The organism is Bdellovibrio sp. SBM16, from assembly GCF_056175625.1.
Map to the genome: position 1 here is coordinate 1 of NZ_JBJKJG010000007.1, position 13,616 is coordinate 13,616.

19 protein-coding genes and 1 tRNA gene are annotated in these 13,616 nt (G+C 43.0%); 16 read left to right on the top strand and 4 right to left on the bottom strand.

Going from position 1 to position 13,616, the window contains the following annotated elements:
* Positions 1 to 123 precede the first annotated feature (123 nt).
* Both AC04MM_RS08195 and AC04MM_RS08200 read right to left on the bottom strand, forming a co-directional pair.
* Positions 124 to 200 (bottom strand) — tRNA-Met (locus tag AC04MM_RS08195).
* Between the two features lie 105 nt (positions 201 to 305).
* On the bottom strand, positions 306 to 740 hold the full coding sequence (locus AC04MM_RS08200; protein ID WP_475379860.1) for an Mpo1 family 2-hydroxy fatty acid dioxygenase: 435 nt from the start codon (positions 738 to 740) through the stop codon (positions 306 to 308).
* Between the two features lie 164 nt (positions 741 to 904).
* On the opposite strand from AC04MM_RS08200, the gene AC04MM_RS08205 reads away from it, so the two are divergent.
* The 4 genes from AC04MM_RS08205 (at position 905) to AC04MM_RS08220 (ending at position 3,037) form a co-directional block, all read left to right on the top strand.
* Positions 905 to 1,084, top strand: a complete 180-nt coding sequence (locus AC04MM_RS08205) for a hypothetical protein (RefSeq protein WP_475379861.1) — start codon at positions 905 to 907, stop codon at positions 1,082 to 1,084.
* Between the two features lie 124 nt (positions 1,085 to 1,208).
* Positions 1,209 to 1,610, top strand: coding sequence for a phosphoribosylpyrophosphate synthetase (locus AC04MM_RS08210; RefSeq protein ID WP_475379862.1), 402 nt, complete (start codon positions 1,209 to 1,211; stop codon positions 1,608 to 1,610).
* A gap of 34 nt (positions 1,611 to 1,644) precedes the next feature.
* Positions 1,645 to 2,385, top strand: a complete 741-nt coding sequence (locus AC04MM_RS08215) for a hemerythrin domain-containing protein (RefSeq protein ID WP_475379863.1) — start codon at positions 1,645 to 1,647, stop codon at positions 2,383 to 2,385.
* A 70-nt stretch (positions 2,386 to 2,455) separates the two neighbouring features.
* Positions 2,456 to 3,037: an energy transducer TonB gene (locus AC04MM_RS08220; protein WP_475379864.1), complete on the top strand. Its 582-nt coding sequence runs from the start codon at positions 2,456 to 2,458 to the stop codon at positions 3,035 to 3,037.
* A 17-nt stretch (positions 3,038 to 3,054) separates the two neighbouring features.
* Here AC04MM_RS08220 and trhO read toward each other — a convergent pair whose 3' ends face one another.
* Positions 3,055 to 3,999, bottom strand: a complete 945-nt coding sequence (trhO, locus tag AC04MM_RS08225; protein ID WP_475379865.1) for an oxygen-dependent tRNA uridine(34) hydroxylase TrhO — start codon at positions 3,997 to 3,999, stop codon at positions 3,055 to 3,057.
* A gap of 149 nt (positions 4,000 to 4,148) precedes the next feature.
* Between trhO and AC04MM_RS08230 the strand changes: the two genes are divergently transcribed.
* The 3 genes from AC04MM_RS08230 to AC04MM_RS08240 are packed head-to-tail and all read left to right on the top strand — an operon-like array spanning position 4,149 to position 7,425.
* Positions 4,149 to 5,750, top strand: a complete 1,602-nt coding sequence (locus AC04MM_RS08230) for a peptide chain release factor 3 (protein WP_475379866.1) — start codon at positions 4,149 to 4,151, stop codon at positions 5,748 to 5,750.
* A complete protein-coding gene (locus tag AC04MM_RS08235; protein ID WP_475379867.1) occupies positions 5,750 to 6,622 on the top strand; it encodes an ABC transporter ATP-binding protein in 873 nt (290 codons plus the stop codon). The genes AC04MM_RS08230 and AC04MM_RS08235 overlap by 1 nt, the downstream gene beginning before the upstream one ends.
* Positions 6,622 to 7,425: an ABC transporter permease gene (locus AC04MM_RS08240; protein ID WP_475379868.1), complete on the top strand. Its 804-nt coding sequence runs from the start codon at positions 6,622 to 6,624 to the stop codon at positions 7,423 to 7,425. The genes AC04MM_RS08235 and AC04MM_RS08240 overlap by 1 nt, the downstream gene beginning before the upstream one ends.
* Positions 7,426 to 7,432: 7 nt before the next feature.
* Here AC04MM_RS08240 and AC04MM_RS08245 read toward each other — a convergent pair whose 3' ends face one another.
* Positions 7,433 to 7,807 (bottom strand): hypothetical protein, encoded by a 375-nt coding sequence (locus tag AC04MM_RS08245; RefSeq protein WP_475379869.1) that lies wholly within the window; start codon positions 7,805 to 7,807, stop codon positions 7,433 to 7,435.
* Between the two features lie 129 nt (positions 7,808 to 7,936).
* Here AC04MM_RS08245 and ffh point away from each other — a divergent pair, with 129 nt between their 5' ends.
* The 9 genes from ffh to AC04MM_RS08290 all read left to right on the top strand — a co-directional run bounded on the left by ffh (position 7,937) and on the right by AC04MM_RS08290 (position 13,610).
* Positions 7,937 to 9,307: a signal recognition particle protein gene (gene ffh, locus AC04MM_RS08250; protein ID WP_475379870.1), complete on the top strand. Its 1,371-nt coding sequence runs from the start codon at positions 7,937 to 7,939 to the stop codon at positions 9,305 to 9,307.
* A 133-nt stretch (positions 9,308 to 9,440) separates the two neighbouring features.
* The gene (gene rpsP, locus AC04MM_RS08255) at positions 9,441 to 9,746 is read left to right on the top strand and encodes a 30S ribosomal protein S16 (protein WP_475379871.1); all 306 of its coding nucleotides are present in this window, start codon (positions 9,441 to 9,443) and stop codon (positions 9,744 to 9,746) included.
* Between the two features lie 117 nt (positions 9,747 to 9,863).
* Positions 9,864 to 10,103: a KH domain-containing protein gene (locus AC04MM_RS08260; RefSeq protein ID WP_409477249.1), complete on the top strand. Its 240-nt coding sequence runs from the start codon at positions 9,864 to 9,866 to the stop codon at positions 10,101 to 10,103.
* A gap of 109 nt (positions 10,104 to 10,212) precedes the next feature.
* The gene (gene rimM / locus AC04MM_RS08265; RefSeq protein ID WP_475379872.1) at positions 10,213 to 10,728 is read left to right on the top strand and encodes a ribosome maturation factor RimM; all 516 of its coding nucleotides are present in this window, start codon (positions 10,213 to 10,215) and stop codon (positions 10,726 to 10,728) included.
* Positions 10,729 to 10,738: 10 nt separating this feature from the next.
* Positions 10,739 to 11,563: a tRNA (guanosine(37)-N1)-methyltransferase TrmD gene (trmD, locus tag AC04MM_RS08270; protein WP_475379873.1), complete on the top strand. Its 825-nt coding sequence runs from the start codon at positions 10,739 to 10,741 to the stop codon at positions 11,561 to 11,563.
* A complete protein-coding gene (locus AC04MM_RS08275; protein WP_475379874.1) occupies positions 11,560 to 12,132 on the top strand; it encodes an RNA methyltransferase in 573 nt (190 codons plus the stop codon). Before trmD ends, AC04MM_RS08275 begins: the two co-directional genes overlap by 4 nt.
* Positions 12,133 to 12,213: 81 nt before the next feature.
* On the top strand, positions 12,214 to 12,660 hold the full coding sequence (gene rplS / locus AC04MM_RS08280; RefSeq protein WP_475379875.1) for a 50S ribosomal protein L19: 447 nt from the start codon (positions 12,214 to 12,216) through the stop codon (positions 12,658 to 12,660).
* Positions 12,644 to 13,279: a ribonuclease HII gene (locus AC04MM_RS08285; protein ID WP_475379876.1), complete on the top strand. Its 636-nt coding sequence runs from the start codon at positions 12,644 to 12,646 to the stop codon at positions 13,277 to 13,279. The genes rplS and AC04MM_RS08285 overlap by 17 nt, the downstream gene beginning before the upstream one ends.
* The gene (locus AC04MM_RS08290; RefSeq protein ID WP_475379877.1) at positions 13,164 to 13,610 is read left to right on the top strand and encodes a YraN family protein; all 447 of its coding nucleotides are present in this window, start codon (positions 13,164 to 13,166) and stop codon (positions 13,608 to 13,610) included. The genes AC04MM_RS08285 and AC04MM_RS08290 overlap by 116 nt, the downstream gene beginning before the upstream one ends.
* Positions 13,611 to 13,616: the final 6 nt, after the last annotated feature.

Sequence of the window (13,616 nt, forward strand, 5' to 3'; positions counted from 1 at the left end):
ACTACTTGTTTTTAGTGACTTGCGCTGTGTGATAAACTGTTAAGTGAGAAGAGCCTTAGTGACTTGCGCTGTGTGATAAACTGTTAAGTGAGAAGAGCCGCCTTAAGTTATAAAGAAAAAAATTGGTTGCGGGGGCAGGATTCGAACCTACGACCTTCGGGTTATGAGCCCGACGAGCTACCGGGCTGCTCCACCCCGCGACTGACTGATGTGGTGTTAAGATAAGTTGCTACGCTCGTAAAGTCACGCATTAGTTTTAATTAATTGTGCCTAAATTAGTACCTGTGTAACGTAAATATTGGGTTCTAATGGTAATAAACCCACAAAGGGCCGATTAACAAGAATTGTAGATCCTGAAAAAACGAAGGTTTTTTGCCCTCAACATGGTGGCCATAAAATTGTCCGATCCACGCCAGCACAAAAATCGTGATACTTAAAGTCAGTATCGGTGCCCCGAAATTTTCTAAAGTGACCAGCAACGAGGCGGCCACTGCGAAGGTCAACAACATATACGTAAATGGTTTAAAGCCTAAACGCGCGTAAAACATCAAGGCCGGAATCATCGCAAGATGCGCCCAGTTAATCATGGGCACAAGGTTCAGCGGTCCTTTTGGGATGCACCAAAGCAGGCCGATCACGCTAAATAAAATTGCCGGAACGCAGATTAAATGAATCGTGCGGTTTAGTTTATTTTGATGAGTTTCGCCGTAAGCTGATAACCAATCATTCAATGTTCTCATGTTTAAAATTATACACCATGTAAGATAAAAATCGAACCCTTTCTGGGGCTAAAGCCGCGACCTGGGCGCAGCATTTTAATCTCAGTTCTAAAATAACGGTGTTTGGTTGTGGAACAGAACTTGTATTTGGATCTAAACAGTTTGTTACAACAAGGAGTGCGAAAATGAAAGAAAATCAAAATCGAGGTCAGAGCCAAAAACAGAACCCGTCCCAAACAGGTTCACAAGGCAACAAACCCAGCCAATCTAATGTAGGTTCTGGCACTGGCTCAGGCTCGCCATCCCGTGATCCAAATTTTAACAAGGGACAATCAGGCGGCCAACAACAACGTTCTAGTAAATAGGTTTTACTTGCAAAAGTAAAAGACAGACACACACATACATCCGAATCAAATCGTTGCCCTGAAAAAGTAACGATTTGGAAGAGTCTTATCGCAAGATAAGGCTCTTTTTTTTATGGAGGGTTATATGGAACACGAACAGACAGAGCTACCCAATGATATGAGTGGTGCAGGCACAGGCGAGATGCAGGCCTTATCCGACGCCATGAAAGAGCTGGAAGCCAAAGGCTATAGGCATAACTTTATTCTGGCCTACGACCATTTTAAAACTGAAGACGGTAAGATTAAACTTTACCCGAAAGATGTTTTTTTCGACGAAGTGATGCGCTTTGAGAATACCTCTGATCCTGATGACCAATCCATACTCTACGCTATCTCATCGTTAGTCGACGATATCAAAGGCATCTATGTCGAATCGTACGGGCTTTATCACGATGATATTTCGCCGCTGATGATTAAGCGTATGCAGTATTGTCATCAGCTAAGGCAAAGCTCCCCACACCCCAGTGGCACCGGCCTTGCTCTGTAAATGCCGTTGATTGTTTTAATACGGAGGAATTTTTATGAAGAAAACCAAGCGTCTTGTCAGCGCCGCACGTGCCAAACCGCAGAGAAAAACTAAAAGTGGTTCACGTGAATCGGGGTTACAGCGAATTGCAACCCGCCATCGCTCGCATGAACATGATGCTGATGATATGTTCTTTGATGAAGACTATGAAGACTTTCGCCCATCGAGAAGTTTATCCCGCTCGGGCCGTCCGCGCCGTCACGCCCAAACTTCCAAAGATGATATTGTAAAACTGATTTTACTCGATCACATGCCGCTTAAGCGCTTAATTTCTATCTTAAAAGATTCAACTTTAACCATCCGTACTCGCCGCAGAGCCTTTGATCAGTTTGCACCATTATTTCTGGTGCATGCGCATGCCGAGCAAGAAAGTCTGTATACGTTTTTAAAAGACGAAAATAAATCTTTGCGTGTTCACGGTTTAGAAGGTGAAGTTGAGCATGCTTTAGCTGAATACATGCTTGAAGAAGTCAGAATGGCTGAGGATGCCGGTATTTGGAGTGCACGAGCCAAAGTGCTTGCTGAGCTGGTTGAACATCACCTCGAAGAAGAAGAACATGAAATCATCCCGGAATTTAAAAGAGAGGTCGATATTGAAGACCGGGTCATGATTGGCAAACAGTACCTGGATTTAAAAGATCACTTCCGCCGCGAAGAAAGCTTAACGGCAGATGAGATTGATGCTATCGAAGAAGAGCGAAGCCGCGATTACCGGCCGGCAAACCTGATGCAGTAATGGTTTTCATTACGCCAAGGATTTAAGCTTTTAGCTAGAAATTAGGTGCGATCTTCGTTATAAGTAAATTATGACGGGATCGCGCAAAGCTATTTTTATTCTTTTATCTGCTGCCTTGCATATGCTCGCGGTTTCGGTGGTTATGTTTTTAGCGCAGCCGTCAGAGACAGTTTATGAAAATATCGAAGTAACTTCTTATGTTACACCAGCACTTAAGTCTGATGCTTTTAAAGCGGTAAAAGCACAGCCGGCTAAATCGCCAGCAGCACCAGAGCTAAGCTCATCTGCTAGCGCAAATGACGAATTAAATAAACAGCAAATTACAGCAGATAACGAAGTAAACAGTGAGTCTTATTCTGAAGAATTGGCTTCTGACGGCACTATTACGACGCCAGCAGCGCTGCTGACAAAGATCACAGCTAACCGTACTGAAGCTGCGCGCAAGGCGGATTTTTCGGGTGTGTCACAGATTGAAATAGTTGTAGGTTCGGATGGCCGGGTTAAAAACGCCAAGCTTAAAAATTCTCTGCCTTTTGGCCTAGATGAAGTCGCTTTAAAACTGGTGCGTGAATCTAAATTTCGCCCGGCGATGGTCAATAACAAACCCGTCGCCAGCGCTATTTTGTTTAAAGTCAGATTTGAATCAGAGTAATTTAGCAGGTTGCTATTTTATTCTTCGGTCTCGTAGGGTTGTACCTGGCGTGGCGCCTTGCGGTCAGGGTGTAATTGATAGTGATAGGCACAGTTTTTTGAACAGGTGTCTTTTTTCCATTCTAATTTAGCGCAGTCTTCGCAGATGTGATCGTGCGTATCACAGCGTTTGCAGTCAATCGGCGTATTGCCGGGCTGGCCGCAGTGCGGGCAGAGCGTGTATTTGGTAGTTGGTTTTAATTGCTGATCAACGGCTACCCGGTGATCAAAGACAAAACATTCACCATCAAACTGATCGTTTGGGTATTCTTTCAGGTAGTTTAAAATACCGCCATCAAGCTGGTAAACGTTTGAATAACCTTTTTCGGTTAATTCTAGAATCCCTTTTTCGCAGCGGATGCCGCCGGTGCAGAATATTAAAACTTTTTGGTCTTTCGAAATATTCTGCGAATCCATATAGGCCGGAAACTCAGTGAATTTTTCAGTGTTCGGATTAAGCGCACCTTTAAAAGTTCCGATTTTGTATTCGTACCAGTTACGGGTATCGATGATGATCGGTTTTTCATTTTTCATCACCTGATTCCACTCACTCGGAGTTAAATGGCGGTTAACACCGGCAGGCGGCACTAAATCTGGCGTACCCAAAGTTACGATTTCTGGTCTGACTTTGACCACAAAACGGCGAAACGGAGACTTGTGTGATTCAGAATCTTTAAAATTTAATTCTGTTAAATTAAAATGAGTTAATAAATCTTGTTTGAAGTTTTCTAAGTTCTCTTTTGATTTTGCAGAAACAGTCGAGTTAAAGCCTTCACCCGCTAAAATAATTAAACCCTTGATCTGGTGTTTTTCTGCTAATTGATTGAACCAGGTTTTGGTTGCTTCAACGTCGGCAACAGGTAAAAATTTGTAGAAGGTAGTGATAAAATATTGGCCAGTAGATTCTGCCGCATTAATAGACATATAGACCCCTTTCAGTTGTCAGACGGTGGCTCCAAACCACCATGAGTTGATTTTGAGGAATTAAAATCAGGCTTTAGCTTTATGGCATTTGCCTTAAAGGGTCAAATGATTTGAATCAACCTAAAAAAATGTCTATAACTACACGGGTTATGTCATTACCAATTCAAGATCAAAAAGAGATTCTACGTCGTCGCACGTTCGCCATTATTTCCCATCCGGATGCGGGTAAAACCACGCTGACAGAAAAGCTATTATATCACGGTGGCGTTATCCACGAAGCCGGTGAAGTAAAAGGTAAATCCGGCACCAAAGCGGCAACTTCAGATTGGATGGAGTTAGAAAAACAAAAAGGTATTTCTATCACCAGTTCGGTAATGACGTTTGATTACAACCAATTGCGGATCAACCTTTTGGATACTCCCGGGCATAAGGATTTCTCCGAAGATACTTACCGCGTTCTTATGGCCGTTGAATCAGCCTGCATGTTAATCGACGTGGCCAAAGGGGTCGAAGACCGTACCAAAAAACTTTATGATGTCTGCCGTCTGCGCGATATTCCGATTTTTACTTTCGTCAACAAGTTAGACCGCGAAGGAAAAGATCCGCTTACGCTCATCGATGAGATCGAGCGCACGCTCAATATGCAGTGCTACCCGGTGACCTGGCCTTTGGGGATCGGTCAGCGTTTTAAAGGCATTTACAATCGTTTAAATAAAAAAGTGTATTTCTATGACCAGCACCGCGAAGGCGATGAATTTACCGAGCATGATTTTTCTGGTCCGCAAGATCCGATTTTAGATAAATACTTAGACCGGGAAACCGCAGCGCAGGTGCGTGATGAGCTAGAATTGATCGAATCAGCGCTTCCGCCCTTTGATGTAAACGAATTTTTATCTGGCAAAATTTCGCCGGTGACCTTCGGTTCAGCCAAACAAAACTTCGGCGTTGATACATTCTTAAATTTCTTTACGCAGTTTGCGCCGGGTCCAAAAGCACGCCCGTCAAAAACCGCAGGTGAAGTAGACCCGCTATCAGAGAATTTTTCAGGTTTTGTTTTTAAAATTCAAGCCAACATGGATAAACGTCACCGCGACCGTATTGCCTTTGTGCGCATCTGCTCAGGAAAATTTGAACGTGGTATGAAAGTCGGGCACTCACGCCTAACCAAAGAACTGCGCCTGTCATATTCTTCGCAGTTCGTGGCAGCCGATAAAGAAACTGTTGAAGTCGCCTACGCCGGAGACATCGTCGGTGTCGGCGATACCGGAAACTTCGCCATCGGTGACAGTATCTCATCAAACGGTAAAATTAAATTCGAAGATATTCCGAAATTTGCGCCAGAGCTATTTGCCAAACTGCAGGTTAAAGATGCGCTAAAACGCACCAAACTTCAGGAAGCCTTAGTGCACTTATCTGAAGAAGGGGCCATTCAGTTATTCGTTGATCCTTTTATCGGGGCACAAGAATACATTATCGGTGCGGTCGGTGAGTTACAGTTTGAAGTCTTGATTCACCGCTTGCAGGATGAATATAACTTAGAAGCTAAGCTTAACCGCTTACCATTTACCGTAGCCCGTTGGCCAAGATCGGCCGATGGTAAACCGGTCGGTCAGCTTAAGGGTAATTTTACCCTGTTTAAAGACATGATCGATCAGCCGGTTTTATTACTAAATCAAGAGTGGGATTTAAACTGGGCAAAAAAAGAAAACCCGGATGTAGATTTCGCAACTTCAATTTCAAGAGCCAGATAGTGATCAACGCATTAGAAGTATCGAATTTAAAAAAGACCTACGAAGATCACAAAGATCCGTCTAAAGCCGTGCAAGCATTAAAGGGGATCAGTTTTGCAATCCGTCCCGGCGAAATCTTTGGCTTACTGGGCCCGAACGGGGCTGGTAAAACCACTCTGATCTCAACGATTACCACCTTAGAAAAGCCGACATCAGGTTATGTAAATGTGTTTGGTGTAGGCGTTGAAGACAACCCGCAGCTGGTTAAACAGTATGTAGGGACCGTTCACCAAGAGGTGATTAACACCGGTTATTTTGACATCGTTGAAATCTTAAAATTTCAGTCTGGTTATTACGGTTTAAATAAAAACATCGACCGCATAAATTTTCTTATCGACCGTCTGGGATTAAAGCCGCACGCACACAAAAAAGTAAAACAATTATCGGGCGGTATGAAGCGCAGATTGATGATCGCCAAAGCCTTGGTGCATTCACCGAAACTTTTGCTCTTAGATGAGCCCACCGCCGGTGTGGATGTCGAATTGCGTGAATCACTTTGGAAATTCGTGAGTGAACTGCAAAAAGACGGTATGTCGATTTTATTGACCACGCACTATCTTGAAGAGGCCGAGCAGCTTTGCCACCGTATTGCCATCATCAATAAAGGTGAATTAAATTTCTTAGGTGACCCAAAAGAAGTGATCCAGAAGTATTCGACTAAAAAACTAAACATCAAATTTACCAACGGCGAATCAAAAGAAATTTTATCTTCGGCAGCTGATTCGTTAAATACAATCTTACTGCAACATAAGATTTCAATTTCTGATGTAGCGGATATTCAGATGACTGAAGGTAAATTAGAAGAAGCTTTCACGAAAGTAGTGAATAAATAATGCAAACACCAATTGCAAAAATCAATCCGTGGATTCCGTTTTTTACGCTGATTAACCGTGAAGTTAAGCGCTTCATGAAAGTGATTATTCAGACCATCGTAAGCCCGATTATCAGTTCAAGTTTGTATCTGTTGATTTTCGGGGTGTCGCTGGGCTCGCAGGTCAGTCTTAAATCTGGAATCCCGTATATTACTTTTTTAATCCCGGGTTTAATGATTATGGGTTTAATCAATAACTCATTTCAAAACTCGTCTTCATCGATTGTCACATCAAAGTTCTCGGGCGATTTGGAAGATATTCGTGTCGCACCCATTTCCAACAACCAGATTATCTGGGCGATGGGGATCGGCGGAATTATCCGCGGCGCCAGTGTAGCCATCATCACCGGTATCGTGGGACTGACTTTTCACTACTTTATGACCGGCGAATTGATTCCTCTGCAGCACCCGCTGTTATTTGTGCTGTTTTTAATTTTAAACGGTCTGATCTTTTCGTTTTGTGGAATTTTCGTCGCATTTATTGCCAGAACTTTTGATCAGCTCAGTGCATTTTCGACATTTATCTTAATTCCGCTGACGTATTTAGGCGGAGTGTTTATGTCGATTGAAGGCCTACATCCGTTTTGGCAGAAGGTCTGTCATTTAAATCCGGTTTTTTATTTAATTAACGGTTTTAGATATTCGATGTTAGGTCAGAGTGATGTTGAACTGATGACAACCATCGCTGTAAGTTTGTTAGCGTTAGCTATAACTTACGCGATGGCCATGTATTCGTTAGTTAAAGGGTCTTTTGCGCGCTGGTAGAAGCGAATTATTCAGAGTACCAGAAATACTTATCGGTAATTTGGCAAGTTTGCGAGTCAACAATAAGTAACTCTAAACCGGTGCCAGACATATAGTTACTTACGCCATTATATAAAAGGTTGGCTGGATTGCTTATTTTCTGCAATGCAGACGCTTTTTCTTCGGCACTCATCTCATAGCTTTCTTGAACGGCTTCGATGGCACTTTTAAGGCTGATAGGATTAACCATATCGAACTGGTTTTCAGTCTGTTCTTCGATATAGGTGAGGTAGGCTTCAGTCACGGCTTTATCACAGCGACCTGCAGTTTGCGCGTAGGCCGCGGTCGTTGAGAAGCTTACTGTTAAGGCTACAAACGCTAGTTTTACGGTTTTAAGGCTCATCGCTATCTCCTTGTTTAGAGGGGGTAATTTAACCCACTACGGCAAGCATTTAAACTGTCAGAATTCTAGACAGTACATTTTGCAACTTACGCGGTTTTATGGCAGCTTATCCCTCAAAGTGAGTGATATATGATATTTGAAGGACTTTCAGACAAAATTTTAAATTCGGTTAAAAAGTTAAAAGGTCAGAATAAAATTTCTGAATCTAATATCGAAGACACGATTAAAGAGATCCGTTTAAGTTTATTAGAAGCTGACGTTCACTTTAAAGTAGTTAAAAACTTTATCGATCGCGTAAAAGCCAAAGCCTTAGGAACTGAGGTCTTAAACAACGTAAATCCGGGGCAGATGTTCACTAAAATCGTGCATGACGAATTAGTAGCCACCCTTGGCGGCGAAAAAGTTGATATCAATGTCCGTGAAAAGCTATCTGTTATCATGATGGTCGGTCTGCAAGGGGCAGGTAAAACCACATCGACGGCAAAGCTGGGTTTATACATCCGCCAAAAACTTGGAAAAAAAGTTGGGTTTGTTCCGGTCGACGTTTACCGTCCGGCCGCTATTGATCAACTTCAGACTCTGGCTAAGCAAAATAACTTTCCTTGTTATCCATCGAAAGTCGGCGATAAGCCTGTTGATATTCTGGCGAGCGCTCTTAAATGGGCCGAAGGCGAGATGATTGATGTCTTGTTAGTTGATACCGCCGGCCGTTTACAAATCGACGAAGAGTTAATGAATGAATTAGCTGATCTTCGTAAAGTCGTAACCCCGACAGAAATCTTATTGGTTGCCGATGCGATGTTAGGTCAGCAGTCGGTAAACGTTGCTGAAACATTTCATCAAAAATTAAATCTGACCGGCCTGGTGCTGACCAAAGTAGACGGGGATGCCAGAGGTGGTGCGGCGTTATCAATCCGCGAAGTAACCGGTATTCCAATTAAGTTTTTAGGCTTAGGCGAAAAAGTTTCGGCCTTAGAAGTGTTTCATCCGGATCGTCTAGCGGGCCGCATTTTAGATATGGGTGACGTATTATCACTTGTTGAAAAAGCGCAGGATGTGATCGACGCCAAAGAAGCCGAGCGCTCAGCCAAGCGTATGATGAACAACGAATTTACGCTGGAGGATTTCTTGGCGCAGATTCACCAGTTAAAAAAACTGGGTGGTTTTGAGAGTATGTTGAAATTCTTACCCGGTATGGGTGAGCTGTCTAAGCAGATGAAAAACATGACCCCGCCGGATAACGAGATTAAAAAGATCGAAGCGATCATCAGCTCGATGACCATTCAAGAGCGCAATGACCACAGAATCCTTAATGGCTCAAGGCGTCAAAGAATTGCTTCAGGTTCGGGCACACAGGTTTCCGACGTGAATAAGCTGGTTAAACAATTCGAAGAAGCCAAAAAAATGATGAGCGGGATGATGAAGATGGGCCTTGGTGGCAAAGGAAAAGGTAGCCCATTCGGCGGTTTCGGTGGCAAAGGCCCGGGCTTTCCCTTCTAAATCGCCCTGAATGTGCGAGAAAGTGTTTGATCTTGCGCAATATAAGTTATAAAAAGTTAATCTTTGAAAAAGCGTAAGAGCTTTTATTTTTTAAAGCTGAGAGCTTTTGTTTTATTATTGAGAGGTATTTCAAATGGTAGTTATTCGTCTAGCTCGCGTTGGTGCTAAGCATGATCCTAAATACAGAATCACTGTTGCTGATTCTCGCCGTTATGTAACTGGCAAATTTATCGAAGTTTTAGGAACATACATTCCAACACCTAAAGGTAAGCAAACCAAAGTTGTGTTAAACACAACTAAAGCTCAAGAGTGGTTAGCTAAAGGTGCACAACCTTCTGAAACTGTAAGACACGTACTTAAATTAGGCGGCGTAACTTTACCAGCTCGTAAAAAATCTCCACCTAAGACAAAAAACAAGAACGCTAAAAAAGAAGCGTAATTGAAACAATAAAATAGTGCAGGTCTCCTAATGAGGCATTTACAGTCAAGAATCTGTAAAATCGCTTGAGATCTGCTGATTTTTTTGTCACACTGGATAAGGTTCGGGGGGACTTTAATGGATAATCTAAAAGAACTTGTTGAGCATATGGCTAAGTCATTAGTTGATAAGCCAGAGAATGTAGAAGTTGATGAGATTCCAGGACAACAAACGACTCTTCTAGCGCTTAAAGTAGATAAAGAAGACCTAGGAAAAGTAATCGGTAAACAAGGTAAAACAGCGGCAGCGATGAGAACAATCATTCGTGCAGCTGGCACCAAGCTAAATAAACGTTATCACTTAGACATCGTTGAATAGTAAATACCTTACATATAGAACTTCAAAAAAGGAGTCTTTACAAAAGACTCCTTTTTTATTTTGAAAAACTGTTCAATGCCTAACCACTCTGCTACAAGACACATCATTCATGGCTAATCAAGAAATGCGACTTATCGGAAAAATTAAAGACGCCCACGGATTACGTGGCGATGTTTTTGTTATTTTTTTCTCAAAAGATTATTCCTACGCGGATTTAATCGATGAATTATATATTGAGGATACACCCTATGAGGTGCTTAAAGCCGGCGAACATAAAGATGGTCTGAAGGTACAACTAAAAGGTGTAACCGATCGTAACCAGTCCGAAGCACTTATCGGCAAACAGGTTTATTTACCCGCTGATTTTTTCTTTTCACAAGATGAAGAAGAAGGTCTGTTCTTAGCCGAAATCGAAAATTTTAAAGTCGTAGATCAAAATTTAGGTGAGATCGGCACGATCACCGGTTTTTCATCAAATGTCGCGCAGGATCTACTGATTGTAACTACCGCCGCAGGCAAACAGGTTGAAATTCCGTTTGTCGATCAGTTCGTCGTTAGTATTGATCATGACAATCAGACTCTTCAGATGGATCTGCCTGAAGGCCTGCTGGATATTAACGATTAGGCCTAAAGTTATGAAGTTTACTTACTTAACGCTTTTTCCAGATCTAATTCAGAACTACCTAGGTGATGCGCTGTTAAAAAAAGCCGAAGAAAAAAAGCTATTACAATTTAACGTAGTTAATTTGCGCAAGTATTCTGATAATAAATATAATTCGGTCGATGATACGGCTTACGGCGGCGGCGATGGCATGCTGCTGCGTCCAGATATTGCCGATGCCTGTTTTAACGAATTGTATCGATCTCCTGAATATATACCTGAATCTACCTTAAGAATTTATCTTTCACCGCAAGGTGTGAAGTTAGAACAGGCAACATTGCATAAGCTGTTAAAATACGACCATTTAATACTTTTAAGCGGCAGATATGGCGGCATCGACCAGCGTGTGATCAATCACCATATCGATCTGGAATTATCTCTCGGAGATTTCGTGTTAAGCGGGGGAGAATTGGCCAGCTTAGCTCTGACAGAGAGTCTGTCGCGTTTTATTCCCGGAGTGCTTGGCCATAGCCAGTCAGTGATTGCCGACTCCTTTCATAACGGACTTTTAGAGGCGCCGCAGTTTACTAAACCTTTCAGCTGGGGAGGGGAAGTGGTGCCTGAAGTTTTATTATCAGGACATCATGAAAAAATCGCGAGCTGGAAACACCATATGGGATTTTTAATCACCTGGAAAAAACGCCGCGATCTTTTTTTGACTGCGCAAAAAGAATTGGTCGGAGCAGCTCTTAAGAATCACTTAAAATTTTTAAGCGAACTGAGCAATGAAGAGATTACGGCCTCGGGTCTGACCCGTGAAGATGTCGCCCACTATGTAAATGAGGTAAAAAGTTTATGAAACGTAAAGCGCCTTTGGCTGTAGCCTTACTTCATTATCCCATCGTCGATCGTCAGGGTGATATTTGCGCCACTAATATTACCAACTTTGATATCCATGATATTGCCAGAAGCTGCCGAGTTTACGGGGTTGAACGCTACTACCTGGTGCATCCGATGCAGGAACAGCAAATGTTCGTAGAAAGGGTCTTGGACCACTGGAGAACAGGCGAAGGGTCCAGAATGAATCCGATGCGTAAAACCGCTTTAACCGACGTACGCACCGCCAGCAATGTCGAAGCGGCGCTGGCCGACTGGGGGCACCCTAATGCCCGCATTGTATCGACCCATGCCCGTAACCTCCCGGGACAGGAAAAATTCAGCTTTGAACGCTTTAAAAACGTTCTAGAGCAAGATAATGACCCCTATTTGCTTGTTTTTGGAACAGGTTTTGGTTTAACCCAGGATTTTATGAGAAATTGTTACGCGGTTTTAGACCCAATTAAGGGTGATTCGAAGGACGATTACCGGCATCTTTGTGTTCGAGCCGCAGTAAGTATCTGTCTTGACCGACTACTTGGGTCATGGTAACACATTACTTCTTTTTGATAAGAATTGGACTTTGTCTCCAGTTTAATAATTGGACTTTGTCCAAATAAGTAAGGACTATTTATGGCAAAAGCAGCAGCAAAAAAAGCGACTTCTAAAAAAGTAAAAAAAGCAGCTCCAGCAAAAGGCGCTGACACTAACTTCGTTCGTCGCGTTACCGCAAAATCAGCTAAAAGAAATGCTAAAATCGCAACTTTCCAACCTGGCGACACTGTTAACGTATTCGTTAAAGTTATCGAAGGTGAAAAAGAGCGCGTTCAGTTATACAAAGGCGTTGTTACAAAAATCCAAGGTCACACTCACCAAACTTTTACAGTTCGTAAAATTTCTGCGGGTGTAGGCGTTGAGAGAACATTCCCATTCAATTCTCCAGCGATTGAGTCTGTTGAGTTAGTTGCTCACGGTAAAGTACGTCGCGCTAAACTTTACTACTTACGTGACTTAGATGGTAAAGCAGCTCGTATCGAGTCTGAGTTAGCGTCTACTTCATCTGATGAAGCAAAAGCTTAATACGTTCGACGTAAAGCAATTAAAAGATCTTCCGACTCCCTTTATCGGTATCGATGAAGTAGGACGAGGATGCCTCGCCGGCCCAGTGTGTGCCGGCGTTGTCATTTTAAACGACAAATTTCCCGTAAAACATTTCTTAGATTCTAAAACACTTTCAGAAGAAAAACGCGAGGCCTTAGCTTCCGAGATCCGCGAGTTCCATCACTGGTCGATCGGGTGGGCCTCTGTCGAAGAGATTGATAAAATCAATATTCGCCAGGCCACTTTCTTGGCGATGACGCGCGCTCTGCGCGGCTTAGAAAAAAAGCTCGAAGGCAAGCTGAACGTAAAAGCCGGCACACTGCTGATTGATGGCCGCGACCGTATTGCGGATCTAAAAGAGTACCAACAGCTTCCAATTATTAAAGGGGATCAGCACATGCGTTGCATCTCTGCAGCTTCAATCGTGGCAAAAGTTGCCCGGGACCAGTTAATGGCAGAGCTTGCAAAGGATTTCCCTGAATATGGATTTGAAAAACACAAAGGCTACGCAACCGAAACACACCGTCAGGCTATCGAAAGCCACAAACCAACCATTCACCACCGCAAAACCTTCGGCGGAGTTAAAGAACACCTATAAATTTCACGAGCGGGGAATTCTTGCGGAAAACACCGTACGAAATTTTTTTCTCGCGCGCGGGTGGAGTGTAGCTAGCGAGCGCACGAAGTTTGATGGCGTCGAAGTTGATCTCATCGTCGAAAAAGAAAACCGTAAAGTTATACTCGAAGTTAAATATCTCGATAACTCGTGGCGGGCTTTCGAGCGGGTCGGTACAAAACAGATTCAGCGCCTGAAGTTTGTGTTACTCGGGTTGCGTAAAAAGCTGCGTAACATAAAAGTTGATGGCTACGTGGTTTTTGTGATGAGCGATAACAAGCTGCAGTTTATCTCTCTCGATGAAACTACTTGAGTAAAT